The 23,634-nt window shown below is 38.7% G+C and carries 27 protein-coding genes; 9 read left to right on the top strand and 18 right to left on the bottom strand.

The window, feature by feature from the left end:
- Positions 1–6: 6 nt before the first annotated feature.
- Complete coding sequence (locus tag AAEY55_RS11845) at positions 7–474, top strand: glycine zipper 2TM domain-containing protein (protein WP_086994301.1); 468 nt, start codon at positions 7–9, stop codon at positions 472–474.
- Positions 475–545: 71 nt separating this feature from the next.
- Here AAEY55_RS11845 and AAEY55_RS11850 read toward each other — a convergent pair whose 3' ends face one another.
- On the bottom strand, positions 546–1,763 hold the full coding sequence (locus AAEY55_RS11850; RefSeq protein WP_011328004.1) for a pyridoxal phosphate-dependent aminotransferase: 1,218 nt from the start codon (positions 1,761–1,763) through the stop codon (positions 546–548).
- A gap of 130 nt (positions 1,764–1,893) precedes the next feature.
- Entirely contained in the window at positions 1,894–2,238 is a 345-nt protein-coding gene (locus AAEY55_RS11855; protein WP_011328003.1) for an Hpt domain-containing protein, read from the bottom strand.
- A gap of 137 nt (positions 2,239–2,375) precedes the next feature.
- Here AAEY55_RS11855 and AAEY55_RS11860 point away from each other — a divergent pair, with 137 nt between their 5' ends.
- Both AAEY55_RS11860 and AAEY55_RS11865 read left to right on the top strand, forming a co-directional pair.
- Positions 2,376–2,969, top strand: coding sequence for a tRNA-uridine aminocarboxypropyltransferase (locus AAEY55_RS11860; protein WP_338411402.1), 594 nt, complete (start codon positions 2,376–2,378; stop codon positions 2,967–2,969).
- A 32-nt stretch (positions 2,970–3,001) separates the two neighbouring features.
- Positions 3,002–3,787, top strand: a complete 786-nt coding sequence (locus AAEY55_RS11865) for a CLCA_X family protein (protein WP_338411401.1) — start codon at positions 3,002–3,004, stop codon at positions 3,785–3,787.
- A gap of 17 nt (positions 3,788–3,804) precedes the next feature.
- Here the strand turns inward: AAEY55_RS11865 and dcd are convergent, their stop codons facing one another.
- Together dcd and apbC are read right to left on the bottom strand one after the other, a co-directional pair.
- Positions 3,805–4,389, bottom strand: coding sequence for a dCTP deaminase (gene dcd / locus AAEY55_RS11870; protein ID WP_011328000.1), 585 nt, complete (start codon positions 4,387–4,389; stop codon positions 3,805–3,807).
- Between the two features lie 6 nt (positions 4,390–4,395).
- Positions 4,396–5,472 (bottom strand): iron-sulfur cluster carrier protein ApbC, encoded by a 1,077-nt coding sequence (gene apbC, locus AAEY55_RS11875; RefSeq protein ID WP_089368183.1) that lies wholly within the window; start codon positions 5,470–5,472, stop codon positions 4,396–4,398.
- Between the two features lie 176 nt (positions 5,473–5,648).
- Between apbC and metG the strand changes: the two genes are divergently transcribed.
- Positions 5,649–7,670 (top strand): methionine--tRNA ligase, encoded by a 2,022-nt coding sequence (gene metG, locus AAEY55_RS11880; RefSeq protein WP_011327998.1) that lies wholly within the window; start codon positions 5,649–5,651, stop codon positions 7,668–7,670.
- A 78-nt stretch (positions 7,671–7,748) separates the two neighbouring features.
- Here the strand turns inward: metG and AAEY55_RS11885 are convergent, their stop codons facing one another.
- Complete coding sequence (locus AAEY55_RS11885; RefSeq protein WP_182677097.1) at positions 7,749–8,537, bottom strand: hypothetical protein; 789 nt, start codon at positions 8,535–8,537, stop codon at positions 7,749–7,751.
- A 27-nt stretch (positions 8,538–8,564) separates the two neighbouring features.
- Positions 8,565–8,747, bottom strand: coding sequence for a hypothetical protein (locus tag AAEY55_RS11890; protein ID WP_011327996.1), 183 nt, complete (start codon positions 8,745–8,747; stop codon positions 8,565–8,567).
- A gap of 180 nt (positions 8,748–8,927) precedes the next feature.
- Between AAEY55_RS11890 and AAEY55_RS11895 the strand changes: the two genes are divergently transcribed.
- On the top strand, positions 8,928–9,464 hold the full coding sequence (locus AAEY55_RS11895) for a DUF3365 domain-containing protein (RefSeq protein WP_338411399.1): 537 nt from the start codon (positions 8,928–8,930) through the stop codon (positions 9,462–9,464).
- 87 nt (positions 9,465–9,551) lie between these two features.
- Here the strand turns inward: AAEY55_RS11895 and AAEY55_RS11900 are convergent, their stop codons facing one another.
- The 7 genes from AAEY55_RS11900 to aceK all read right to left on the bottom strand — a co-directional run bounded on the left by AAEY55_RS11900 (position 9,552) and on the right by aceK (position 16,332).
- Positions 9,552–11,120: a phospholipase D family protein gene (locus AAEY55_RS11900; protein WP_350551412.1), complete on the bottom strand. Its 1,569-nt coding sequence runs from the start codon at positions 11,118–11,120 to the stop codon at positions 9,552–9,554.
- 111 nt (positions 11,121–11,231) lie between these two features.
- On the bottom strand, positions 11,232–11,756 hold the full coding sequence (locus AAEY55_RS11905) for a DUF2937 family protein (RefSeq protein WP_011327993.1): 525 nt from the start codon (positions 11,754–11,756) through the stop codon (positions 11,232–11,234).
- A 52-nt stretch (positions 11,757–11,808) separates the two neighbouring features.
- Positions 11,809–12,225, bottom strand: a complete 417-nt coding sequence (locus AAEY55_RS11910; RefSeq protein ID WP_338410888.1) for a DCC1-like thiol-disulfide oxidoreductase family protein — start codon at positions 12,223–12,225, stop codon at positions 11,809–11,811.
- 150 nt (positions 12,226–12,375) lie between these two features.
- Positions 12,376–13,026 (bottom strand): signal peptidase I, encoded by a 651-nt coding sequence (gene lepB / locus AAEY55_RS11915; RefSeq protein ID WP_338410889.1) that lies wholly within the window; start codon positions 13,024–13,026, stop codon positions 12,376–12,378.
- 141 nt (positions 13,027–13,167) lie between these two features.
- Positions 13,168–13,419, bottom strand: a complete 252-nt coding sequence (locus AAEY55_RS11920) for a DUF2999 domain-containing protein (RefSeq protein WP_011327990.1) — start codon at positions 13,417–13,419, stop codon at positions 13,168–13,170.
- Positions 13,420–13,501: 82 nt separating this feature from the next.
- Positions 13,502–14,464, bottom strand: coding sequence for a zinc-binding dehydrogenase (locus AAEY55_RS11925; protein WP_086995580.1), 963 nt, complete (start codon positions 14,462–14,464; stop codon positions 13,502–13,504).
- Between the two features lie 89 nt (positions 14,465–14,553).
- Positions 14,554–16,332: a bifunctional isocitrate dehydrogenase kinase/phosphatase gene (aceK, locus tag AAEY55_RS11930; RefSeq protein WP_011327988.1), complete on the bottom strand. Its 1,779-nt coding sequence runs from the start codon at positions 16,330–16,332 to the stop codon at positions 14,554–14,556.
- Between the two features lie 102 nt (positions 16,333–16,434).
- On the opposite strand from aceK, the gene AAEY55_RS11935 reads away from it, so the two are divergent.
- Positions 16,435–17,382 (top strand): LysR family transcriptional regulator, encoded by a 948-nt coding sequence (locus AAEY55_RS11935; RefSeq protein ID WP_011327987.1) that lies wholly within the window; start codon positions 16,435–16,437, stop codon positions 17,380–17,382.
- A gap of 112 nt (positions 17,383–17,494) precedes the next feature.
- Here the strand turns inward: AAEY55_RS11935 and AAEY55_RS11940 are convergent, their stop codons facing one another.
- Positions 17,495–17,863 (bottom strand): MliC family protein, encoded by a 369-nt coding sequence (locus AAEY55_RS11940; RefSeq protein ID WP_011327986.1) that lies wholly within the window; start codon positions 17,861–17,863, stop codon positions 17,495–17,497.
- A 314-nt stretch (positions 17,864–18,177) separates the two neighbouring features.
- On the opposite strand from AAEY55_RS11940, the gene AAEY55_RS11945 reads away from it, so the two are divergent.
- Positions 18,178–18,624, top strand: a complete 447-nt coding sequence (locus AAEY55_RS11945) for a hypothetical protein (protein WP_350551417.1) — start codon at positions 18,178–18,180, stop codon at positions 18,622–18,624.
- 12 nt (positions 18,625–18,636) lie between these two features.
- Here the strand turns inward: AAEY55_RS11945 and icd are convergent, their stop codons facing one another.
- Together icd and AAEY55_RS11955 are read right to left on the bottom strand one after the other, a co-directional pair.
- On the bottom strand, positions 18,637–19,887 hold the full coding sequence (gene icd, locus AAEY55_RS11950; protein ID WP_350551420.1) for an NADP-dependent isocitrate dehydrogenase: 1,251 nt from the start codon (positions 19,885–19,887) through the stop codon (positions 18,637–18,639).
- 225 nt (positions 19,888–20,112) lie between these two features.
- Positions 20,113–20,676: a hypothetical protein gene (locus tag AAEY55_RS11955; protein WP_231613459.1), complete on the bottom strand. Its 564-nt coding sequence runs from the start codon at positions 20,674–20,676 to the stop codon at positions 20,113–20,115.
- 341 nt (positions 20,677–21,017) lie between these two features.
- On the opposite strand from AAEY55_RS11955, the gene AAEY55_RS11960 reads away from it, so the two are divergent.
- The gene (locus AAEY55_RS11960) at positions 21,018–21,185 is read left to right on the top strand and encodes a hypothetical protein (protein WP_007375427.1); all 168 of its coding nucleotides are present in this window, start codon (positions 21,018–21,020) and stop codon (positions 21,183–21,185) included.
- Positions 21,186–21,322: 137 nt separating this feature from the next.
- Positions 21,323–22,174 (top strand): transporter substrate-binding domain-containing protein, encoded by an 852-nt coding sequence (locus AAEY55_RS11965; protein WP_089368174.1) that lies wholly within the window; start codon positions 21,323–21,325, stop codon positions 22,172–22,174.
- Positions 22,175–22,208: 34 nt separating this feature from the next.
- On the opposite strand, the gene AAEY55_RS11970 is transcribed toward AAEY55_RS11965, so the two are convergent.
- Together AAEY55_RS11970 and AAEY55_RS11975 are read right to left on the bottom strand one after the other, a co-directional pair.
- Positions 22,209–22,787: a YceI family protein gene (locus AAEY55_RS11970; RefSeq protein WP_011327980.1), complete on the bottom strand. Its 579-nt coding sequence runs from the start codon at positions 22,785–22,787 to the stop codon at positions 22,209–22,211.
- A gap of 63 nt (positions 22,788–22,850) precedes the next feature.
- Entirely contained in the window at positions 22,851–23,408 is a 558-nt protein-coding gene (locus AAEY55_RS11975) for a cytochrome b (RefSeq protein WP_197108046.1), read from the bottom strand.
- Positions 23,409–23,634 lie beyond the last annotated feature (226 nt).

The raw sequence follows: 23,634 nt of genomic DNA on the forward strand, positions 1-23,634 counted from the left end.
TTAATTATGAAAGCGATTACTGTATTAATGTGTACATTACTTACAATTAGCGCACCTGCATTGGCTAATTACGAGCGCAATAAAGCAGTAGCAGTACAACAAGTGCTATTTGGCGATGTGCAATCAGTGCGTAATATTACTGAGCAAGAGCTAGTACAAGATCAAAGCAATGGTTGGAAAACATTTGGCGGCGCTTTGCTTGGCGGCGTTGTTGGTAATCAGTTTGGCGGTGGCAGCGGGCGTACCGTTGCTACTATTTTGGGCTCAGTGATAGGCGGCAATGTAGCGCATAATCAACAGCAAAAAAGCCATTACCAACAAACTCGTTTAGTAGAGTTATTAATACAAGTTGAAAATGGCGATCAATTTATGGTGGTTCAAAATCAAGACCAATCAATGCGCTTTAGCAAAGGCGATAGTGTAAGGCTGGTGTATTTAAACGATAACAGCGTACGTGTTGATAAAGCCTATTAATAGCAATTATATTAACTTTAGCATAAGTAAAAACGAGCCTAAATTGGCTCGTTTTTTGTGTGTTTTAAAAGTTAGGCTTGTCGGTAATCTTTAAAAAAGCGCTGCATTTTAGTCATCGCATCCGTTAAATCATCTTTGTTGGGTAAAAACACCAATCTAAAATGATCAGGCTCAGGCCAGTTAAATGCACGCCCATGCACCAGTAATATTTTTTCAGCTTTGAGTAAATCAAACATCATTTGCTCATCGCTTTTAATATTAAAGCGCGCGGTATCTACTTTAGCAAAAGCATATAAGGCACCTTTTGGTTTTACGCAGCTAATACCCTCTATTGCATTGAGCCCGCGCCACGCTATATCACGCTGTACATACAAACGCCCGCCTGGATTAATTAGGTTGTCGATTGATTGTACTCCGCCCAATGCTTGTTGAATGGCATATTGAGCAGGTACGTTAGCGCACAAACGCATAGATGATAAAATTTCTAGGCCTTTGCGTAAGTCACTCATAACCGACGTACGCCCACTTAACACCATCCAGCCCATTCTTAGGCCAGCAGCACGGTACGTTTTTGCTAAACCGTTAAAGGTAATAATAGGTACATCGTCGCACAGTGCACCAATTGAGCTATGCGTAATGCCGTCGTATAAAATCTTTTCGTAAATTTCATCACTTAACAGTAGTAACTTGTGCTCACGCGCTATGTCAATTAACTGCTGCAGTAAATCATCGCTATACACAGCCCCTGTCGGGTTATTTGGATTGATCAATACTAATGCTTTGGTTTTAGAGGTGATTTTACTTTTTATATCAGCAATATCCGGAAACCAATCTTGCTCTTCATCACATAAATAATGCACCGGATTGCCACCAGAGAGCTTAACTGCAGCGGTCCACAGAGGGTAATCGGGAGCGGGGATCAGCACTTCATCGTCATTATTTAACAATGCCTGCGTAACCATTTGAATCAGTTCGCTAACGCCATTGCCAATATAAATGTTATCTACATCTAAATTATATAAACCGCGTTGTTGATAATGCTGATAAATAGCCACCCGCGCCGAATAAAGCCCTTTAGAATCACAATAACCTTGGGCTGAATATAAATTGCGAATAATATCGCGGTGCATATCTTCTGGCATATCAAAGCCAAACGCAGCCGGATTACCAATGTTTAGCTTTAAAACTTTTTGGCCTTCGTCTTCCATTTTTTTAGCTTGGACTAAAACAGGGCCGCGAATGTCATAACAGACACCGTCTAATTTATGACTCATTTTAATTTCTGACATTACTACCTCTAAAGGGCACGAATAACCCTTAGAATAACTTAGTAAAGACGTAAAACACTAGTCAATTTAGTAACTTAATACTGAAATAAATTCATGTTTAATGCCTAAACCTACGCCTTTACTTATCTGCTTAACGTGATGCCAACCAGTTATTTAATAGCGTTTGAGATTGCGCCACTTGCGTCATTAACTGCGCTGATGCAGCAGTGGCTTGAGCTAAGTTATCGTTATTTAAACTTTGTTCAATTTCACCCGCTACCGCGGCCAAGCTATCGGCACCAAATTGAGCCGCATTCGACTTTAAACTATGAGCGTGGCGCACCGACGCTTCTTTATCTTGCCCAATTGTGGCCAACACTTCTGAGCCTAAGCGCTCAAATTCCACACAACAAAAGTCGAGAGTAGCTGCAAATTGCTCACCTAATAACGATTCCATACTCTCTAATGCTGCTTCGTTAATACTTACTTCTGTCATATTTTAACCCTTAAAAACAATCTATACTTAATTAACCTTAATCTATAACACTCTATAGCTAAGCGTAAAAAAATCCAACTTAATTACCTTATAAATGTATAATTACTCATAATGTACCTTCACCAAAAGTAGTTTAAATGGCTCGCCCACTGTGTAATTTTTGTTTGTTCGCACTTAATACTTGTATTTGCAGTGCTGTAACCTCTATTAACAATAAAGTAAAAGTAATTATTTTACAGCACCCTAGTGAAGAAAAAGTAACAAAAAACACGGCTAAACTATTAAATTTATGCCTAGCTGATTGCCAAATAATCAAAGGCGAAAGTAATAACGACTTTGCGCAGCTTCATGCCCTACCTGCCAGCTCAACCGTTTTACTTTACCCTAATGAGCAGGCTATAAATTTAGATAATAACGACGCGCTAAACACACTACTGCCTATTACGCATTTAATTGTTATTGATGGTACATGGAAAAAAGCCTATAAAATTTTACAGCTAAGCTCGCTACTGCAACGGTTTCAAACTGTAAGCTTTGCTAATTTACCTAAAAATCGTTACACAATACGTAAAGCTCCCCGCGCAGATAGCTTGTCAACGCTTGAGGCCGTTGCACATAGCTTACAGCTTATTGAACAGTTAAACCCTGCCCCACTTTATAATTTACTTGATGAATTAATACAAAAACAAACCCATCACATGCCTGCTCACGTAAAAGCACGTTACTTATAATTTATGATTAGTTTTTATAAATGATATTAGCGATGCGTAACTATCAAAATAGATTAAAACGCGGCTTTAGCCGTCAAGGTCCCGATTATCGTTTTGACGATCAAGTTGATTTTAGCGATATAAGAGACACTTTCGGTTTTAGATCTATGGTGATAGGTAAATGGGTAAACAAAGAAGAGCGCTACATTAGTGCTAATTTAATTTATGATGCACTTGCCGACTTAGCACAAATACTGCACTTACCACCTAAAGCAATTGGCCTGCGCGGTAAACTCAATTTTGCGTTTGGTGCTGGCGGACAAAAGTATGTACAAGCGCATTATAATGCAGCTAGCCAAACGCTTGCACTTGCAAAAAATGCCGGCGGTGGTGCGCTCGCCCATGAATGGTTTCATGCTTTTGATCATCATATAAGTGAGCATTTATTTGCAGCAAAACCCCGCTTTGGTTTTGCGTCTAAACTGTGGTTATCAAACACGCCTAATTTATCGCATCCGCTCAATAATACGCTTAATGACTTTTACAAAAACGTGTTTTTAGATGCACAGGGCATTACTGCAAACCGATTTGTACAAACGTGCATTGAATACGATAAAGCAAAAAATATGAATTACATGAGTATGCCCGAGGAGCTAGCAGCGCGTTGCTTTGAAGCCTGTATAGCCAGCCACCCGCATATAAAAAATAGCTTTTTAGTCAGTGGGCTAAAAAGTAGTGATTTAATATACCCAGATGATGAGCACATTAACGCTGCAAATAAAGCGCTTAACCAATATTTTGAATTACTGGGTTATGCGCTTCATAAGTTAGATGAGTAAAGTGCTTTATTTAATCATTACCTGTCATCGCTAATACGACTTGCTACGGCACTGTTTTGATCTTTGTACTTAGCATCTTTACGCGTATTGTAAGGATTAGCACAAGGGCCTGTAAGTGTTTCAAAACTCATAGCACCAATTTTCATCATAGGTCTTAGTGCTAAAGGGAGTTTACCTGAGTTATAAAACTCTAAAACAATATTACCACTCCAACCGGGATCAATTCGATGCGCGGTTACATGCACCATTAAACCTAATCGTGCCAGCGATGAACGTCCATCTAGCCAGCCTACAATGTCTGCTGGCAGTGTTACTTTTTCATAGGTAATAGCCAGTGCAAGCTCGCCTGGGTGTAAAAAAAATGCTTCGCCTTCATCTAGCACAATTTCGTCGCTCATGATTGACTCCATGGCTTTATTGAGCTGATCTTTAGGGCCACTTAAATCTACATATGCTGCTGTATGTGCATGAAAAGTTCTAAATTTATTACCTAAGCGTAAGTCGGCAGTAACACCCGAAATCATCTCATCTGTGGGTGCAGGCTCAATAACAATACGGCCATCGTTTAGGTATTCTTTAATATGTGTATCTGAAAGTCTCATGGTGTATTAATCATCCGTAATCACAATCTCTACCGAGTTGTGATGCTGTTGATAGTAAAGCGTGCTGGCTATAAGCCGCGCTGCTGCGCTGTAAGTTTTGCTTATTGCTGCAGTGTTATCGCAAGCAATAAGTTTGCCCTGCTCAGAGTATTCTCGAATATCTATTGCAAGCGGAATATGTGATAGCACAGGAACGCCGTGCTTGTGTGCTAGTTTTTGTGCGCCATCTTTACCAAATACGTGGTTTGCCTCGCCGCAGTGGCTGCAAATGTAATGGCTCATATTTTCAATTAAGCCCAGCACTGGCACGTTTACTTTATTAAACATGGCGATGCCTTTTTGCGCATCGGCTAAGGCTAAATCTTGGGGTGTGGTAACAATTACTGTGCCACTTGCCGGTACTTTTTGGCTCATAGTAAGTTGAATGTCACCCGTACCTGGTGGCATATCAACAATAAGGTAGTCAAGCTCGCCCCAATCAGTTTCATTTAGTAGCTGGCTAAGCGCCCCCGATGCCATAGGCCCGCGCCATACAGTGGCGTCATCGCTGGGTACTAAAAAGCCGATTGATTGTGCTTTAATACCGTTTGCATCAAAAGGCTGTAACTGTTTGTTATCTTTAGTGATGGGCTCTGCGCCTACCAAGCCTAAAAGCATAGGGATTGACGGGCCATAAATGTCGGCATCTAAAATACCAACTTTTGCGCCTTCGCTGTGCAGCGCGCCTGCTAAATTAACAGCAGTAGTCGATTTACCCACCCCGCCTTTACCTGAAGCAATAAGCACAATATGTTTAATTGTTTTAAATTTTGCAGGCTCTTTAAGCTCTACCGTGGCCGACACAGTTACTGCCACCTTGAGAGCGTTAGTAACATGCTCTGCCACCATTGGCATTTCCGACTGTGCAGCAAATGGCAAAATTAAAGTAATAGTGAGCGATTTATCGTCGTTTTGGGTGATATTCTTAATGAAGCTTTCATCAATACCCACAGCAAAAGCGGCACTACGATACGCGGCTAAAGCAGCAAAGATCGGTTGTTTTTGCACCGATTTAGAAGAGAATAGTTTCGACAGTCCAAACATAGTAATTAAATAACGTTTCTTTGATGAAAAGTGCCTCGGAATTATGTAACATTCAGGGCATTAACACCAGTCAATTAATACAAATCCACAAGCTGTTGCGTTGTTAGCGCTTAGCTTGTAAATAAATTAATGATTTTCATCCGTTCCTTAATAGGAACCGTCAATTCGGAATGATTATGGCACAGCGAAAGATCCTGATTACCAGCGCATTACCTTATGCAAATGGCCCTACTCACTTAGGTCATTTATTGGAATATATTCAAACTGATATTTGGTCACGTTTTCAAAAACTACAAGGCCACGAAGCCTATTATGTTTGCGCCGACGATGCCCATGGCACGCCTATTATGCTTAACGCGCAAAAGCAAGGGATCACGCCTGAAGAAGCGGTAGAAAAAGTAAGTATTGAGCGTCAACGCGACTTTGCCGACTTTAATATTAAGTTTGATAATTATCACAGTACCCACAGCCAAGAAAACAAAGAGCTGAGTGAGCTTATTTATAATCGCCTAAACGATGCAGGGCATATTAAAAGGCACACTATTTCGCAGTTATTCGACCCAGAAAAAGGCATATTTTTACCCGATCGCTTTGTAACCGGTACGTGCCCAACCTGTAAGTCTGAAAATCAAAATGGCGACAACTGCGACTCATGTGGTGCAACATATAGTCCTACAGATTTAATTAACCCGCGCTCGGTTATGTCTGGTGCTGAGCCTATTTTAAAAGACTCTGAGCATTACTTTTTTGATCTGCCAGCATTTGAAGGCATGTTAAAAGAGTGGTTACACTCGGGTACTATTCAGCAAGAAATGGCTAACAAGCTTGATGAATGGTTTACTGATGGCCTGCAACAGTGGGATATTAGCCGTGATGCGCCTTACTTTGGTTTTGAAATACCAAACGCACCAGGTAAATACTTCTACGTTTGGTTAGATGCGCCTATTGGTTATATGGCCAGCTTTAAAAACCTGTGTGATAAAAAAGGTATCGACTTTGATGCTTTTTGGGCTGCAGATTCAGACGCTGAGCTTTACCACTTTATTGGTAAAGACATTATTTATTTTCATAGTTTATTTTGGCCAGCAATGTTAGAAGGCGCTAACTTTAGAAAGCCAACTAACGTATTTGCCCACGGTTTTGTTACCGTAAATGGCGAAAAAATGTCTAAATCGAAAGGCACGTTTATTAAAGCACGTACTTATTTAGATAATTTAAACCCAGAATATTTACGTTACTATTACGCGGCAAAATTAAGCGGCGGCATTGTTGATCTTGATTTAAACCTAGAGGACTTTGCGCAACGCGTAAACTCAGACCTAGTAGGTAAAGTAGTAAATATAGCAAGCCGTTGTGCGGGCTTTATTACTAAAAAGTTTGATGGCAAGCTAAGCGCAACCGTTATGCAACCCCAGTTGCTTAAAGAATTTCAAGCAGCTGCACCAAGCATTACAGCCCATTACGAAAACCGTGAGTTTAGCCGTGCAATTCGTGAAATAATGGCGCTTGCCGATAAAGCAAACCAATTTATAGATGCCGCAGCACCTTGGGTACTCATTAAAGACGAAACTAAACAACAAGAAGCGCACGAAGTTTGCTCATTAGGGCTTAACTTATTCCGCGTGTTAATTACCTACTTAAAGCCTGTACTGCCTGAAATGGCTGATAACGTAGAAGCATTCTTAAATGACGACCTTGCATGGGACGGCGTGCAAAATGCATTAGTAAGCCACCCAATCAATAAATTTAAACCGTTAATGCAACGTGTAGAAATGGACAAAGTAAATAAAATGGTTGAGGAGTCAAAAGAAAGCTTAGAATCAAAAGTGACCATTGACCCTAATAGCCCACTGGCTAAAGAGCCAATTTGTGATGAAATTGAATTTGACGACTTTGCAAAAGTAGACTTACGCGTAGCAAAAATTGCTAAAGCTGAGCACGTAGAAGGCGCCGATAAACTACTTAAGCTAACACTTGATTTAGGCGGCGAAACGCGCCAAGTATTTGCGGGTATCAAATCGGCTTACGCTCCAGAGGATATTGAAGGTAAGCTTACTGTTATGGTTGCTAACCTTAAACCACGAAAAATGCGTTTTGGTATGTCAGAAGGCATGGTATTAGCTGCAGGGCCTGGCGGTAAAGAGATTTACATTCTTAACCCGGACGACGGCTCAGAGCCTGGCATGCGTGTAATGTAAGCTTTGCTTATAAATTTATATTTGCGTTAATATTTTTGTTAATGTAAAAAGCCGCTGAATTTATTAGCGGCTTTTTTATTAACCCAGCTTGTAGGTTATATTTATTTTAGCTAAATGAATAACTAAGCATTGCGAGCTAATATAAATTATCCAATTTATATACCTAATTTGTGGAAAGTACCCTTCACCGCTATTCCCATAAATCCAATATAAACCAATTAATGCATCGGCAATTGCCGCTAATACTAACCCTAAACTAACCAGCCATACTCCCAAAGGTGCGTTTAACCCGCGATATGTATTAAGCAGCACTAAACTCATTAATCCCACACTGGTTATAACAAAACTATGAAGCCCGGTTAATAGCAGTACATAATAACCTGCCTCTGGAATATGCATAAAATAAAAACAAAGCAGCGATATTAATAGCGTGCCCCCTAAATAAGCAGCCACATAATATAATGGATACATAACTAAACTACGGCTCGCCAACAACACAGCAATAAAGAGTAAGCTGTATCCGGGTACAAAAAACCATACAGAGTCAGCTAAATAGTCGTGCTTAATTACCTCGTTATAACGGTAATATTGATTATTTAAATTAAAATTTACCACGTCTCCACAAATGCATAGCACTAAGGAGGCTATGCATAATAAGGCAATATAACGTTGTTGTTTGTTTTTAGTGTGTTTATATACCCAGCAGGTAATACTGGCGCTATTAAATAACAGAATAATTAAGGTTATTATTTCAATAGCTAAAAGCACTTTACTCTGTGGTGAAGGCCATAAACCATATATACCTGCAGCTCCCACAAAAAGAGCCGCTAACCAAGCTAAAAACGAAAGCGTAATGTGTTTATTCATAAAACAAATCCAGTAAGCTGTTTTACGTTATTGTTTATTTTTGTCAGGGGTAGATTCTGCTTTCATAGTTTGCATCTCTTTTTCTGCTTTTAGCTTACATACGGCCAACTGCTCTAAACGCATGCTTTTAATTGCTTCTAGCGGATCATCAAGCGGTTTACTTTGCTGCGATAATGCATATTTAGCACTGTCATCATTTTTAGTTGTCATTATTAGCTACCTTTTATGTAATTTATATTTTGGGTTTATCACCATTTAGCTAAGCTCTTTGCAGCTATAATTTATACAGTACTTAAATTAACCAGAGATCCGGATAATTAGCGATAGAAAAACTTGAATAAATTATTGCTCAGCTGTACATTAGAATCCTCTAATGTATAAAGGTGTATTATGCGCTCTATTTTATTATTTACCAGCTTGGTTGTTTCATCAAGCGTATTAGCTAATAGCGACGATGCATACTTTGCTCGCAGCACTGTTAAAGCATTTTCAACTGATTTAAAAAATGTTTTAGTAAGTACCATGAAAGCGAGCGGGCCTGTTGCAGCAATTGCAGTATGCAATATTAGTGCGCCGGCTATTGCACTACAACACAGTGCGAATGAGTGGGAAATTAGTCGTACATCATTAAAAGTGCGCAATCCTAATAACCAAGCTAACGAGTGGTTAAATTCAATACTGCTCGATTTTGAGCAGCGTAAAGAAAATGGCGAACCTATAGCAAATATTGAACATCAAGAACAAAAAGCCGATGCTTGGTATTTAGTCAAAGCAATTCCTACTGGGCAGGCTTGCTTAGCCTGCCATGGTAGTGAATTAAAGCCTGAAGTAAAAAACAAATTAACTGAGCTTTATCCAAGCGATAAAGCGACTGGTTTTAATTTGGGCGATATACGAGGCGCTTTTGTTGTAAAAAAGCACCCTTAAATACTATTATTATTCAAACTGTTAAACCTCTTACCCTGAGTGCTGATTAAGTATTAATATTGGGGTTACCGCCTTATTTAACACATATTAAAGTAAGTGTTCTACAGGCAGGTAGCCAAATAACCAAGCCTGAAAACGTACCCAGGTGCTGGCCTCTGGCTCAGAGTTTTTACTTACCACTTTAGTGGGTGTAATTGATTCATCTAACCACAGTAAGTCGTGATTAAAACCCCACCAATTCTCAGTTTTAGTGACATCTAATCGCCATGCATGGCGAGGTAACTCTTCTAAAAATATATCTGCTGCTGTGCTTGCCATTTTGTCACTGTAAATTACAACACCTATTTCGGTATTTAAATTAATTGAACGTGGATCTAAGTTCATTGAGCCAACAAAAAGCGTATTACGATCAAAAATCATTGTTTTAGCATGTAAGCTCGCTTTTGATGAACCAGCTAAATCGGTGATTTTTTTATGTTTTGCTTTATCTTTAGATTTAATTTTAGGCTTAGACTTAGACTTATACTTAGGTTTTACTGTAGCGCGTAACTCCCATAATTTAACGCCCGCCTCTATAAGTGACTCACGATAGTTTGCATAGCCGGCGTGCACAACGGGTACGTCGTTGGCCGAGAGCGAATTGGTTAAAATGGTCACATTAGCACCGGTATTAATCCAACGTTTTAAGCTTGCAACGCCTGCATCACCGGGAATAAAATAAGGTGAAACAATTAATGCTTCACTGTGTGCATCATTAAGTAAATTACTTAATGCTGGGGCCATATAACCGGTATTATCATCACTCTCATTCATTATTTTATCAGGATGATCGTATACTAATTCAGAGTTTGCCCAGTAAAGTGCTAGCTGTCCGCGTAGCAAATTATCAATAATATCCAGTGACTCTAAACGCCGTAGATAGGCTTTACTTTGCTCACTAGTATATATTTTAGCGAGTTGTTTTCGTACTTGTTCTAGTTTAGCTGCACTCGATGCAGGCGCTATATATTTAATCGCTACCGAGAGTGAATGATTCCAATATAAATCAAATGCAGTGGCCACACGCGGGGCAAATTCCCCCACGCCAAGTACATCTAAATCAGAAAAGTTAGTGTAAATATTGGCAGAAAAATAAGTATCTCCAATATTACGGCCACCAATAATAGCCGCCTGATTATCAACAATAAACGACTTGTTATGCATGCGCCTATTGATCTGTTTAAAATTAGTTAAAAAATCAACATAAGGTAAAGTGCGATTTGAAAACGGATTAAATAACCGTACTGACACATTAGGGTGTTGCACCAAGGCACTAAATAAAGCGTCTTGGCTTTCGTGGCCAAAGTCATCTAGTAACATGCGTACCCGCACGCCTCTATCGGCTGCACGAAGTAAGTAATGAGTGAATATTTTGGCCGTAGTATCGTTATGAAATAAGTAATACTGCACATCAATAGACATTTCGGCTTTTTCTATTAATAACAGCCTAGTTGCAAATGCATCAAGGCCATCACCAAGTAGATAGAACCCTGAGCTCGCAGGGTGTTTACTCGCCTCTAATGCTATGCCTTTAGCTAAGCTAGTATTTTGCGTTTTGCTAAATGTATAGCTAGGTTCGGCTTGAACCTTAGGATAACTAGCGCAGCCAAAAAGCATGCTTATAACCATAAATAAACAAAGGGAAATTGCCGATAAATATCGCATAAATGCTATCAGTTCTCATAATATGTGAGCCTAGTTATATAGGTGATTTAAATAATTATACTATTATTGGGCTGGTTTCTCGATAGTGTTAACTTTACTTGCCCTTTTTTTAACTGAGTAAATTGTAAAAGGTAGCATAATTAATTGATTTAATAAAAAACCAAATACTAGCCCAAACGCAATACCGGTAAAAGTAAGCGGTATGCCTAATTTAAAGTTATCAATAGTATTTTTTAATATACCGAAACGGGTGGGAGTAAACATATAAATTAGTTTTTCAAAAAAGTTACCCTGTTTAAATATAGTCATTCCACCTTCTAAATCTGCAAATAAATCAAGGGTTAACAGCTTTTGTTGTGCATCAGTTTTAACACTTGGCTCGCTATTGCGTAAGTGTCTATCAATCATTGCTTTAACACTGGGAAATGCATGCATTTGGGCGGTGGCTTTATAACCATCAACTTGCCATTTTGTTGCCTGATACAAGCCCGCTAAATGTTGCTGATAATGATCCGTAAGTTGCGGTACTTGCAACGCTATAATTAACGCAACAGCAAAGGTTAGCTTATCAAATATTCTTACTATCATGATTAATTCCCCTTAGCATTTGCGTATTAAAGTTAAAAGTCTATTTATAAATTTAATCTAAAAAGCGATCACTTATGTCCGCTGCTGGCAACCAACAAGCATTTGTACGCCCAAACCACTTATAACGTCTAGCACCAATAAAATCATAACCCCAATCTCGTAATGGCCGAGGTATTATGAGTAACACTTGCAACAACGGCCATAAACCCGATAACTGCCCAGCAGTACGAAGTGCCGCTGTTGACTTAAACCAAATGCCACTATCGTCAATAAGCACCACAGAACCCAGCTTACTTGTAGCTTCACTTCCCTGCTGCTTAAGTAAGTTTTTTGCTACAGTTGACTGCAATGACGCAAAGCGAAATTTTTTATATGGATCATGCTCAATCACAAAGCGTACCGAGCCTGTGCATAAATTGCATACGCCATCGAACAGTAATATAGGCGATTTTTTAGTCTTTAAGCTCATATTATTGACTCTGCTGAACAGGTGTTAAAAAATAGCAGGAATATCAAGCTACTATAATTACCATCAATTTACATTCGTTTTATTACTTTATGCAATACAACTCAATGGTATAACCCGGGTTTTTATTTAGCTGCTAAAATACAAACACGCTTATTCCAGCGCTTTTAATAATCGATCAGTTCGCGGTAAATAATAGTTATCGTAATCAAGCGATACAATTACTCGCTCTGCTTTACCTAACATTTCGCTACGCGGGATCAAGCCTATTACGCGAGAATCGGCACTGTTATCGCGGTTATCACCCATGGCTAAATAGTAATTATTCGGGATTGTGATTTTATCAAACCCTGCTAATCGCGACGCTCTATTGGCTACTCTTATTGAGTGTTTATGACCGTTTAAGTTTTCAATTTTATCAAGTGAACCTAAATTACTGTGCAAACTAGCATAGTTAAGCTTTTTACCATTAATAATAAGCTCGTTATCCTCAAGTGACACAGTATCGCCAGGTACGCCTATTACCCGCTTTATTAAGCGGTTATCAGCTTTTTTTGAATCAAATACTATGATATCACCTGCTTGTGGGTCGCCTAACTTCATTAGTGGTATATGCGTAAAGGGTAAGCGTAAGTCGTAAGCCATTTTATTTGTTAAAACTCTGTCGCCTACTTCAATGGTGGGCCGCATAGAGCCTGTAGGTACTTCGTACCAATCGGCAACTGCACTTCTAAATACGCTCATTAACGCAATAAATATGATTAATGAACGGTTATTTTTCCAAAACTTAATCAGTGTTTTCATACAATATTCCCACCATTTTATCGACTAAAACTAAGACGCTAAAAATCAATAGCAGTTCAATTGCTAATGTAACAAAACATGTTTAAGGTGAGCTAAAGTACCAAGGTATAAGGTTATACCTTGGTTAAAAGTACGGAGGGATTACTGATTTAACTTATCTTTTGCGGCTTGTACTTTCGAAAAGTCTAAACCTAACTCGTCTGTCGCTTCTTTAATTAAGTGCGGTTGAGTCATCACTACTGCCATTAGTTGCTGTAGTTTTTCAGGTGGTATACCAAGTTGTTGCACCATGGCCATTGCCATCATTGGGTTTTGCGTTAATGCTTCAAATAGCTCGGCTATTTGCTCGTCGCTAACATTATGATCTTTTAAAGTGGCGATAATTGGATTCATTATTAACCTTATTATGTGTGTTATAACTAAATTATATTGACTACCAGAGACATAAACAATGCCTATACATTACACTACTGGTTTATTCTACACTTAACACTACTTTACCGGCGTTTTCATTGCGCTCTAAAATAGCATGAGCCTCGCTTGCTTGGCTCCAAGGTAGCACTTTATATAAATTAAAATCGTAGCTTTTACTTGCAATATCGCTATAAAAACGCGCTACAAAATCATCTCTTAATGCGCGTTTAAACTCTATACTACGGTTTCTAAGTGTTGATGCATGAAACGAGATACGTTTTTGCAGTAAACGGGCAAAATCAACTTCAGCAAAACGACCATCTAAAAATGCCAGCATTACAATTTGGCAATCCATAGCCGCAACAGCCGCATTTTTGTTTAAATAACTACCCGAAACAGGATCTACAATTGTGTTAGCCGTTAGGTTATTAGCCTTCATATATTCTACAAAATCAGTGGTTTTATAGTTTATAGCATGATCGGCGCCCAGTGCTTTGGCATGTGCACATTTTTCATCTGAACCTGCGGTTATAACCACAGTTGCCCCTGCGCTTTTAGCCATTTGAATTGCAGCACCACCCACACCGCTTGCACCTGCATGAATTAACGCCGTTTGCCCAGCTTGTAATTTACCTAATTCAAACAAAGCACCAAATGCTGTTAAATATACTTCACTTATTGCAGCGCCCTCTCTCATAGACACGTCATCTGGTAACTCCATTAGCTGTTTGGCATCAACCGCAACATATTCACTGTAAGCACCACCAGCACATAAAGCAAAAACGCGTTTATTAAGCCAAATTTTATCAACTTTACCACCAATATCGCAAACGATGCCTGCGCACTCTAATCCTAATATTTGGCTGTCATCTTTTGGCGCCGGATACTTACCTTGGCGTTGCATACAATCGGCGCGATTTACACCAATGGCGGCTACTTTTACCAGTACTTCATGGCTCTTTAAAACCGGTTTATTGGTTTCACTAAATGCAAGTATGCCATCTTCATGAGAAATGTATTTCATTGCCACTCCTAAGCTTTATATAACTAAACGCTATTACTAAACGTTGCATAACTAAATTAATGTAATTTATATATGGGGATCAAAACACCTTATTTAAAGCGCCAACTTTGTTTATATGGATACACGTCGGGTAAATAGCCTTGTTGTACCTGTTGTTGGCACGTTTGCCAAAACTGGGCGTTAAATAAATCGCTGTGATGACTATTAAAAGCATTAAATGCCAATTCATTAGCACTAAAAAACACTTTAAATTGACTCGGAAAAATATCATTTGGCTCTATATCAAAATACGAGTCTGAACTTAGCTCTTCTAGCGCATTTTGCGTTTGCGGCACTTCTCTAAAGTTGCAATCGGTAAGTGGGCAAATTTCGTCATAATCATAAAATACTACCCGCCCCCAGCGCGTAACACCAAAGTTTTTCATCAGCATATCCCCAGGGAAAATATTAGCACCGGCTAAGTCTTTAATTGCTCTGCCGTAATCTAGCATCACTTGTGCAAGTGCTTTGCTGTCGCAATCATTTATATATAAATTAAGCGGGGTCATTTTTCGCTCAACATAAACATGTTTTAAAATAAGCGCCTTGCCCGAAATAATTAAACTGGACCCAATGTGCTCTTTCATTTGTTGCAGCAACTGCTCGCTAAAGCGGCTCAAATCAAACGCTAAATACCTAAACTCATGCGTATCTACCAGTCGCCCTACTCTATCGGCTTGTTTTACAAAGTTGTATTTTTCTTTTACTTGCGCTTTAGTGGCGGTTTTTGGTGCGCTAAATTTATCTTTAATTACTTTATAAACATGGTCTGAGCCAGCAATAGTAAACACTAGCATTACCATACCCGGTGTACCTGGCGCAGCCACATACTTAAAGCTCGCGGGGCTATTTTTAGTGGTATCGACTTTATAACGATAAAACTCTGTTTTGGCATGTTTTATAAAGCCAATCGCATTAAATAGCTCAAAGCGCTGTTTATGCGGCATAAGTACACTTAAGTAATCTACATAACGCGCTGGTTGGTCGGTATCGACCATAAAATACGTGCGCGCAAATCCAAATAGTAAACTTAGCTGGTCGGCGCCCATCATTACCGCATCAATTTTAAGCCCCTTGGGGGTATTTAAAATGGCAATAGCAAAGGGCATATTATCGCCATTTTTAGCAATGCATCGGCCTATTAAGTAACAGGCTTTGTTTCTATAAAAATGTGAATATGCATATTCTATATAGCCGTCATTTAAGTTTATTAACTCATAAACTTGTCGACATTGTTGCTTAGCACCTTGCGTTAAAGTAGCCTGCAGGGTGGCAACATCTTGGTTTAAATTACTAAATGGCACTCTAAAAACCTGATTAGTGATCAGCGTTTTTATTGCGCTATTAAAGCCATGTTGCAATGAAATACGTTTAACTAAGCTGTCGTATGGTCGAGGTTGAGTACGATATTTAGCTTTTAATACAAATAAATGCACAGTACGTATTTTTTTATCGTCCCAAATAGCACCAAAGGTAGAATTAAAAAAAGTATGCGCTATTGGCTCGTTTTCATGATTTTTTACCATGTTGCCATAAATATTTTTAGCTAATTGCCAGGTCTGTGGACAGCTTAACTCCGCGTAGGCAATAACCTTTACCGCTTCACTTACACTTTTAACTTGGCGCTCATACACTTGTAAGCGCTCGCGCATAGCACTTTGTACCTCGTGATATTGTCGCTGTTCAAAGCGGCTTTGTGCGCCTAAGGTTATATTTAAAAAGGTGGCAAACATAGCTTCAAACCCAGCAAAAACGGCGCGCGCTAACTTAGTCGCAATCACATCTTGCACTGTACTATTTTGCAGTTTATTCGTTATTGTATCTGGCATATTTACTAGGCTTATTACGGCTATTATTTTTTAGTTGTTTACACCTTAGCAAGCAGGCTTTAATTTAGATAATTAATACAGTAAATAAATAAGATTGATTAAATGAATATAAGAAATGTCGATCTCAACTTGCTTGTGTACCTAAACGTACTAATAGACGAAAAAAGTGTTTCTAAAGCGGCTAATAAACTCGCACTTACCCAACCTGCTATGAGTAATGCGTTAAAGCGGCTGCGTGACTTATTTGACGACCCGCTTTTGGTGCGGGCTTCAGGCTCTATGGCGCCCACAGCAAAAGCGCTGGCACTAAAGCCCGAAATAGAGTTATTACTTAAAATGGCTGAAGAAATTACTCAGCCCACTGAGCTATTCGATCCGACAAGTGCCAAAGTAACGTTTAGAATTATGGCAAACGATTATTTAGAGTCGACGTTAATCGCCCCTTTTATAACTGAGCAGTTGAGTAAAAACCCAGGAATAAACTTTGATATACTCAGCCCAAGTGATGTAAATCTGCAAGATATGGAAAAAGGCACCATAGATTTAGCAATTAACCGCTTTAATGGCCTACCACGCTCGTTTCACCAAGCTACAGTTTGGCGCGATAACTATTGTTGTTTAACGCACCCCAATAATCAATTTTTACAACAGTCGAGCCTAGAAGATTACTTAAAAAGCGAACATATTTGGGTAAATCGTGCAGGTTGGGGGCCTGAGCCCGCTGTTACTAATAAATCTGGTAAGCAAAAGTTAGGATGGGTAGACGAAGCACTGTGGCAATTAGAACAAACTCGAAAAATACGCGTTTTTACACGCCATTATATGATTGCCAGTTTACTGTGCCAGTCAGATAAGTTAATTGCTACATTACCACGTCGCCAAGCTAAGCTGTTAACTACGCATACTAACTTGGTTATCAGCCCAGTACCTTTTCAAATTGTACCTATTGAGGTAAAAATGATCTGGAGCCCATTGTTGCATCATGCATCGGCGCACCAATGGTTACGCAGAGAACTACTGGAATTTGCAAAAACAATTGCCGACAGGTAGTAATACTAGTGCAAAGGTATATAAAATTTACAACGAGTAACTTGCACAGTAGGTGTTGCAAATTACTCGTTAAATTCGCCTAAACTTAGGCTTTAATGCGTATTAATAAGGCTTATAGCGCTGTACATGTTTCAATTGCATCACCGGTGCTACCATCTTGCATATGGCTAAACAGCGTGCCTTCAGAGCCAGTACCTGATGCTTTAGTCCAAAACTCGTACTTGTCATTCATATAGCGCGCACCACTAGCCGACACAGCAATCTTCATTTCGTATTCTGTACCTAAATAGTCAACTGTTGCAGTGTCTGTAGAGGGGTAAGTTACCGCCATTGTATTACCACTTTCACACTGATAGTTATGCACTATTACCGCTGTTTGTGCCGTGTTTTTTACGTCGGTGTGGCTGTTGTCTTGTGGCTCATTACCACAAGCCGAAAGCATTAATGTGGTGATAATAATAGCAGGAGCAAAAATTTTCATAGCAGTCTCTTTATTGTTAGTTAGTGGTTAAACCATTGCCTGTGTAACAAGGTTATTGTTAAGTGTTATCTGTTAACTTACTAATAATAGATACTTATACCAGTGTGGTTAAGCCTCTGTATCTAGTTTGTAAAATTAACAACTGTGGCTACTGTAAGCTAATTAGGCTTAATGTAGCCTTGCTAAACACACTAAAATTCGTCGTAATTTAACAGTATTGATATAATCAATATCAGTTATTGAAAACAACAATTTTATTAATACTAGAGTTAGCGCTAGAGTGAAGTTAAGCCAACTAACTAAGAGTAATAATTATGCAAACTTCATCAAGCTTCACCCAACAAGACGGATTGTTTATTAATAGCCATTTTCATCAATTTATTGAGCAGCAGTTAGCACCACTAGCGGCGATGCCAAGCGATGATATTTATCAGGTACTTGCCACTTTAGTAGATGAATTTGGCTGTACTTGTCGTAAAACTAAACATAATGCGGATGATGTTTTAGACGTGCAAACATTGCTTAATGCTTATCAGCATAATAACCACCTTTATTGCAATGTAGACTCGCAAACAACAGAAGCTGTTCTGGATGAGCATTGCTGCCAAGTTCCAGCCATTATTGTAGTTGCGTTAATGGATACGCTTAGCGGCACATTTAATACCGACCAAGATGCACATGCTATTTATCATCGTGCTGCGCAGTTAACTAATCGTGCATGTACGCATCGCGTAAACCTTGTTAACGTATCTGCAGCCTAATAATGGTGTTGTTTAAAAGTGCTCGATGACCCTAAGTGCAAAATCTGTACAACTTAAGGGCATCGAGTTATGAGGCTCAGATAGCAAATCAAACGTAACCTCTCCCGCCGCTAACGTGCGCTCTAAGGCATTTTCTATTAAATTAGCCGCCTCATGCCACTGCATAAACTTAAGCATTAATACCGCACTTAAAATGCTGCTGCTCGGATTCGCTTTATTTTGCCCAGCAATACGCGCAAATGTACCGTGCGTGGGTTCAAAAAATGCTACCTCATTATTTAAATTAGCCGCCGGCATTATGCCTACTCCACCTACTTGTGCGCTAAGCATATCTGCTAAAAAGTCACCATTTTGATTAGTCGTTGCAACTACATCAAATTGCTCTGGGTGCATTAAACACTGCTGTAACATGTTATCGGCTATAACTTCTTTAATTATAAGTGGTGGCTGCCCTTGTCGTGGAATATGTAACCAACGGCCGTTTTCATCGTCAATGGCTTGGTATTCACGCTTAGCGAGTGCAAAGCCCCAGCGTTTAAATGCACCATCAGTAAATTTAAGCACATTACCTTTGTGCACTAAAGTCAGCGATTCGCTGTTATTTTTTAGCGCGTAATTAATTGCGTAACGTACTAGGCGCTCTGAGCCTTCTTTAGAAATGTTTTTAATGCCAATTCCGCATTCTTGGGTAAACCTTAAACGCGTAACCCCCATTTCTTCGCATAAAAAATCGAGTACTTTTTCGCTTTCAATACTACCAGCTTGCCACTCTATACCCGAGTAAACATCCTCACTGCTATCGCGCAACACAGTGATATTAGTTAAATAAGGATTTTTTAACGGCGATGGCAATGCACTAAAGCCTTTTATAGTGCGCATATTGACAAATAAATCCATTTCTTGTCTAAGTGCAACGTTAAGCGAGCGAAAACCACCACCCAAAGGAGTCGTTAATGGCCCCTTAATCGCTATTTTACATTCTCTTACTGCATTTATTGTTTCTTGTGGAAACCAATCACCATCATATAGTTTGGCTGCTTGCTCACCATTGTATACCTGCATCCAATGAATTTTTCGCTTTGCTTGGTAACAATGCGCTATCGCGCTATCAACCACTTTTCGCATTACAGGCATCACATCTTGGCCTACTCCATCACCATCAATGTAAGCAATAATAGGTTGCAACGGAATTTGCCATTGGCCATTTTTTGCTATTTTTATGCTTTGCCCCTGTTCGGGCACATTAATATGTTGATACTGCAAAGCTAACATCCATCAAAAGTACATTACCCTCGATTAAAGCATGTTAAATTAAGCGTGTCTGCAGTTGCTTTTTATAGCGACTATTACAGTAATGAATAGTCAGAACTTGCCATTTTATAGCTGTTAATAAATGAGTTTTTGAATTGGCGCAGCTTATAATAATTAAAACTGTAAAAGTAATCTTAGTGGTTTTTATACGCACTTATTATTTACAGCCGGGCATTTTTAATGCGCTTCGCTATTCGCTGTTTTTATAACTTTATAAAAATATTGGTAACCATATTCACTAAAATTTTGTGACTGCTGATTCATAAAGCCATGCAGGTATAGTGTTTTTAAACAGCGCACATTGTTTTTGGCCGATAAATTAGTTATTAATTCATCTACATTAAAGTGCGGTTCAAACCCAGGGAAAATGAATTCACATGGATGAATAGCATCTATATTTAAATAATTACGTATTTGCGTAGGATAAAAAGCAATTACTTTTTTAAGATGTGTAGTTGTAGTACTCGCTTGTGCCCGCCATGCAGCGCTAGCACCGGCACTAAATGCAATACAAATAGTGGGTTTGCTTAATTTATTAAAATATTCTTCGAGCTTGGCTGCATATTCGTCATGGCCACAGTGTTTAATAAATAACTTATAGTATTCCTCTTCATTTTCAAGGGCTTGATGAACTCCATTATAGGGATCAACTATTTGGTTTTCAGCATTAAAGTGCTTAGCTAATTGCTGTAAACAAGGTGTTTTACCGTAAATATCGCTGATAACTAGGTATTGCATCATTTCCCTTTTAAGTTATTGATAGTGGCTGTCATAAATAATATAACAAAAAGCTTGCATATAAAATACAACTGGGTTACCTTCCCTCTCTGGTTTAAATAAACCACCGCGGTTAACCATTTACCCTGATCCAGTAAGCCCCGCAAAACGTATATTCAAAAGCTAAGTTATTGTACGGCGAGAACACCTTAAATAATACCGAGATGATTTTATTATCATCGCAAAAGTGTCATAAAGATCGTCAACACTGTAATGAAGCTAAACACAACATCGTTAATTTATTAACTGCATATAGCTATAAAAAATAGCGCAGAATAAATAACAAGAATAAAGTGAGTTTTATTATGTCTTATAAATATAACGGGTCTATGATCCAAATTGCACATCCAGTGCAGTCAATTTCAGTAAACAAACATCGTGTAATTTTTAGTGATACACAAGGTTTAAAAAATGCATTGTTTCAAAAAGCAAGCGATGCGCGTCAATTTGTTAAATGGCTAAAAGCCAGTTAACCTACACTGATTATAATTTGCCTACTTATTAGCGCAATAATCAAAATTAAATGCCAGCCTTGTTGCTGGCATTTTACTTTTTATCACTTTATTAGCTACACTTAAGGTTAATAGAATAATAGTAGGTAATTTTTGTAATGCTCCGCGCATTTTTAGTTGTTTTTATACTTAGCTTATTCAGCTCACCAGTTATTGCTAACACCATTAACTGGTTAACGCATGACTTTGCACCCTACTACATTTTAAATGGAGAAAACAAACACCAAGGTCGCGACGAAAGCATTATTTCTTTACTCGAAAAACAACTCCCCAATATTACTTTTAATAGAATACTCATTCCTTCGGGCAGAGTTATCCAAGAACTCTCCAATACCTCAGCCAATACGTGTGCTTTGTCACTGTATAAAAATAGTTTTAGAGAAGAGCGCATTTACTTTACTGATGAAAGCTCTACTACTGGCCTTTCTCCTGCAGTAGCTATGCATATTAAGCTCAGTAGAGCACTTAAGCTACCTGCTGATAAAGCGGTGTCGTTAGCCTCTTTAATTACGGCTGATAAGTTAACTTTAGGTATTTCTATGAGCCGCTCTTACGGTAACGAAATAGACACACTTATTAATACCACACCCGATATAAATTTAATTATTAGACCTACCCGAGATAGCTTAGCAAGCCTTACTTATATGCTTAATTTAAAACGCATTGATTTGTTATTAGGTTACCCAAGCGAGCACTACTATTTAGCTAAATCTATGAATTTTGATAAAAACCTAACACAGCGACCCCTTCTAGAGTCACCTGAGTTAAGTTATGGCTATATAGGTTGCACTAAAAACCAGCAAGGTGCCAAACACATTGCTTTGTTAAATGAACAACTAAAAATAATTAAACAAACCCAAGCTTATACGCAAATATTAATGCGCTGGTTACCTGCGCATTTAAAAATAAAGCTTAAAACACGCATAGCAGAAACAAAAAACGCCACATAATGTGGCGTTTTTATCGAAGTGCTTACTTCAGATATTACTGACGAATACCTTCAATAGATAAACCAATATCAACATGAGTTGATGCAGGGCCTAAATTATAGTCAATGCCATAATCAGCTAACTTAAGGCTAGTTTCGCCTTCAAAGCCTACACGATGACCACCCCATGGATCTTTACCTTCGCCTACTTTATCTATTTCAAAGGTAATGGTTTTAGTAACGCCATGCAAAGTAAACTCACCCGTCACTTCACCAGAATCGTCGTCATCAAACTTTACGCTGGTACTTTTAAACGTTGCCGTTGGGTATTTACTAACATTTAAAAAATCTTTACCTCGTAAGTGCTTATCACGCTCTGCATGGTTAGAATCTAAACTCGTGGTATCAATGTTTACCGTGATCTGTGATGCGTTTGGTGTTTTTGCATCATAACTAAATGTACCGTCAAAGGTATTAAAGCGACCATGTAACCAACTATAGCCTAAATGCTTTATTTTAAAATTTACAAACGCGTGTGCGCCTTGTGTATCAATCACATAATCAGCAGCGTTTACAGCACTTGCCGATAGCAGCATAGCGCCTGATACCGCGGTACTTAATAGTAGTTTTTTCATTGTAATCATCCTTTTATTGGTAAATACCCGTTAACATTAATAGCTAATCTGAGTTCAGATTAGCTATTTATTTTTAGCGTTAATTGGTTTAATCATTCGAATTAATGTTTTATCTTTATCTATAAAATGGTGTTTTAATGCACCTAGTGCATGCAGTACAGCAAAACCAATTAAAGTGCAGGCTGCGTAATAATGCACTTCCCCAGCAATATCGGCTTGTCCGTCAAATGTAAAGTTTATTGCTGGCACATTGAATAACGTAAACACTTCGATAGCTCGCCCATCTGCGGTAGAAATTAAATAGCCAGCTACAACAATAACCGCCAAAATAATGTACATAATAATATGGGCAGTGTGCGCTATTTGGTTCATTGTTTTGTTAGTACCCAGTGGCTTAGGTTGAGTCGAAAAAGAGCGCCATAAAATTCTAAACAAAAACACCGCAGCTAAAGTCAAACCTATGCTTTTATGCAAGTCTAATGAGCCTTTATACCAACTATCGTAGTAGGTAAGTTCTACCATGTACAAGCCAAGGCCAAATAAACCAAAGATAGTTAATGCCATTAGCCAATGTAAAATAATCGCAATAAGCCCGTAAGATGCAGGCGAGTTTTTAAACATGTCTTTATTCCTTTATGTTATTACACCTACAATATCGCGCAAGAGCATAAATAGGAATAACATTTACAAACACTTTACGTGCATATACGCACAGAAGTATGTTTACGCAGCCAATTTTATTAACTAGTAGGTAATAAGTAGAGAATTATAGTAAGCGCGCATTTAAGCAGTGCGCTTAGCTATAATCGAAGTCTAGCTGCACATTCCACGGCATTAGGTCGGTAAA

The organism is Pseudoalteromonas sp. 120-MNA-CIBAN-0494, assembly GCF_040308885.1.
Taxonomy (GTDB): Bacteria; Pseudomonadota; Gammaproteobacteria; order Enterobacterales; family Alteromonadaceae; genus Pseudoalteromonas; species Pseudoalteromonas nigrifaciens.

What these genes read in the sequence shown, in the direction of transcription:
- AAEY55_RS11845 (WP_086994301.1), top strand. Translation starts at nt 7, where the DNA reads ATGAAAGCGATTACTGTATTAATGTGTACATTACTTACAATTAGCGCA.
- AAEY55_RS11850 (WP_011328004.1), bottom strand. Translation starts at nt 1,763, where the DNA reads ATGTCAGAAATTAAAATGAGTCATAAATTAGACGGTGTCTGTTATGAC.
- AAEY55_RS11855 (WP_011328003.1), bottom strand. Translation starts at nt 2,238, where the DNA reads ATGACAGAAGTAAGTATTAACGAAGCAGCATTAGAGAGTATGGAATCG.
- AAEY55_RS11860 (WP_338411402.1), top strand. Translation starts at nt 2,376, where the DNA reads ATGGCTCGCCCACTGTGTAATTTTTGTTTGTTCGCACTTAATACTTGT.
- AAEY55_RS11865 (WP_338411401.1), top strand. Translation starts at nt 3,002, where the DNA reads ATGCGTAACTATCAAAATAGATTAAAACGCGGCTTTAGCCGTCAAGGT.
- dcd (WP_011328000.1), bottom strand. Translation starts at nt 4,389, where the DNA reads ATGAGACTTTCAGATACACATATTAAAGAATACCTAAACGATGGCCGT.
- apbC (WP_089368183.1), bottom strand. Translation starts at nt 5,472, where the DNA reads ATGTTTGGACTGTCGAAACTATTCTCTTCTAAATCGGTGCAAAAACAA.
- metG (WP_011327998.1), top strand. Translation starts at nt 5,649, where the DNA reads ATGGCACAGCGAAAGATCCTGATTACCAGCGCATTACCTTATGCAAAT.
- AAEY55_RS11885 (WP_182677097.1), bottom strand. Translation starts at nt 8,537, where the DNA reads ATGAATAAACACATTACGCTTTCGTTTTTAGCTTGGTTAGCGGCTCTT.
- AAEY55_RS11890 (WP_011327996.1), bottom strand. Translation starts at nt 8,747, where the DNA reads ATGACAACTAAAAATGATGACAGTGCTAAATATGCATTATCGCAGCAA.
- AAEY55_RS11895 (WP_338411399.1), top strand. Translation starts at nt 8,928, where the DNA reads ATGCGCTCTATTTTATTATTTACCAGCTTGGTTGTTTCATCAAGCGTA.
- AAEY55_RS11900 (WP_350551412.1), bottom strand. Translation starts at nt 11,120, where the DNA reads ATGCTTTTTGGCTGCGCTAGTTATCCTAAGGTTCAAGCCGAACCTAGC.
- AAEY55_RS11905 (WP_011327993.1), bottom strand. Translation starts at nt 11,756, where the DNA reads ATGATAGTAAGAATATTTGATAAGCTAACCTTTGCTGTTGCGTTAATT.
- AAEY55_RS11910 (WP_338410888.1), bottom strand. Translation starts at nt 12,225, where the DNA reads ATGAGCTTAAAGACTAAAAAATCGCCTATATTACTGTTCGATGGCGTA.
- lepB (WP_338410889.1), bottom strand. Translation starts at nt 13,026, where the DNA reads ATGAAAACACTGATTAAGTTTTGGAAAAATAACCGTTCATTAATCATA.
- AAEY55_RS11920 (WP_011327990.1), bottom strand. Translation starts at nt 13,419, where the DNA reads ATGAATCCAATTATCGCCACTTTAAAAGATCATAATGTTAGCGACGAG.
- AAEY55_RS11925 (WP_086995580.1), bottom strand. Translation starts at nt 14,464, where the DNA reads ATGAAATACATTTCTCATGAAGATGGCATACTTGCATTTAGTGAAACC.
- aceK (WP_011327988.1), bottom strand. Translation starts at nt 16,332, where the DNA reads ATGCCAGATACAATAACGAATAAACTGCAAAATAGTACAGTGCAAGAT.
- AAEY55_RS11935 (WP_011327987.1), top strand. Translation starts at nt 16,435, where the DNA reads ATGAATATAAGAAATGTCGATCTCAACTTGCTTGTGTACCTAAACGTA.
- AAEY55_RS11940 (WP_011327986.1), bottom strand. Translation starts at nt 17,863, where the DNA reads ATGAAAATTTTTGCTCCTGCTATTATTATCACCACATTAATGCTTTCG.
- AAEY55_RS11945 (WP_350551417.1), top strand. Translation starts at nt 18,178, where the DNA reads ATGCAAACTTCATCAAGCTTCACCCAACAAGACGGATTGTTTATTAAT.
- AAEY55_RS11955 (WP_231613459.1), bottom strand. Translation starts at nt 20,676, where the DNA reads ATGATGCAATACCTAGTTATCAGCGATATTTACGGTAAAACACCTTGT.
- AAEY55_RS11960 (WP_007375427.1), top strand. Translation starts at nt 21,018, where the DNA reads ATGTCTTATAAATATAACGGGTCTATGATCCAAATTGCACATCCAGTG.
- AAEY55_RS11965 (WP_089368174.1), top strand. Translation starts at nt 21,323, where the DNA reads ATGCTCCGCGCATTTTTAGTTGTTTTTATACTTAGCTTATTCAGCTCA.
- AAEY55_RS11970 (WP_011327980.1), bottom strand. Translation starts at nt 22,787, where the DNA reads ATGAAAAAACTACTATTAAGTACCGCGGTATCAGGCGCTATGCTGCTA.
- AAEY55_RS11975 (WP_197108046.1), bottom strand. Translation starts at nt 23,408, where the DNA reads ATGTTTAAAAACTCGCCTGCATCTTACGGGCTTATTGCGATTATTTTA.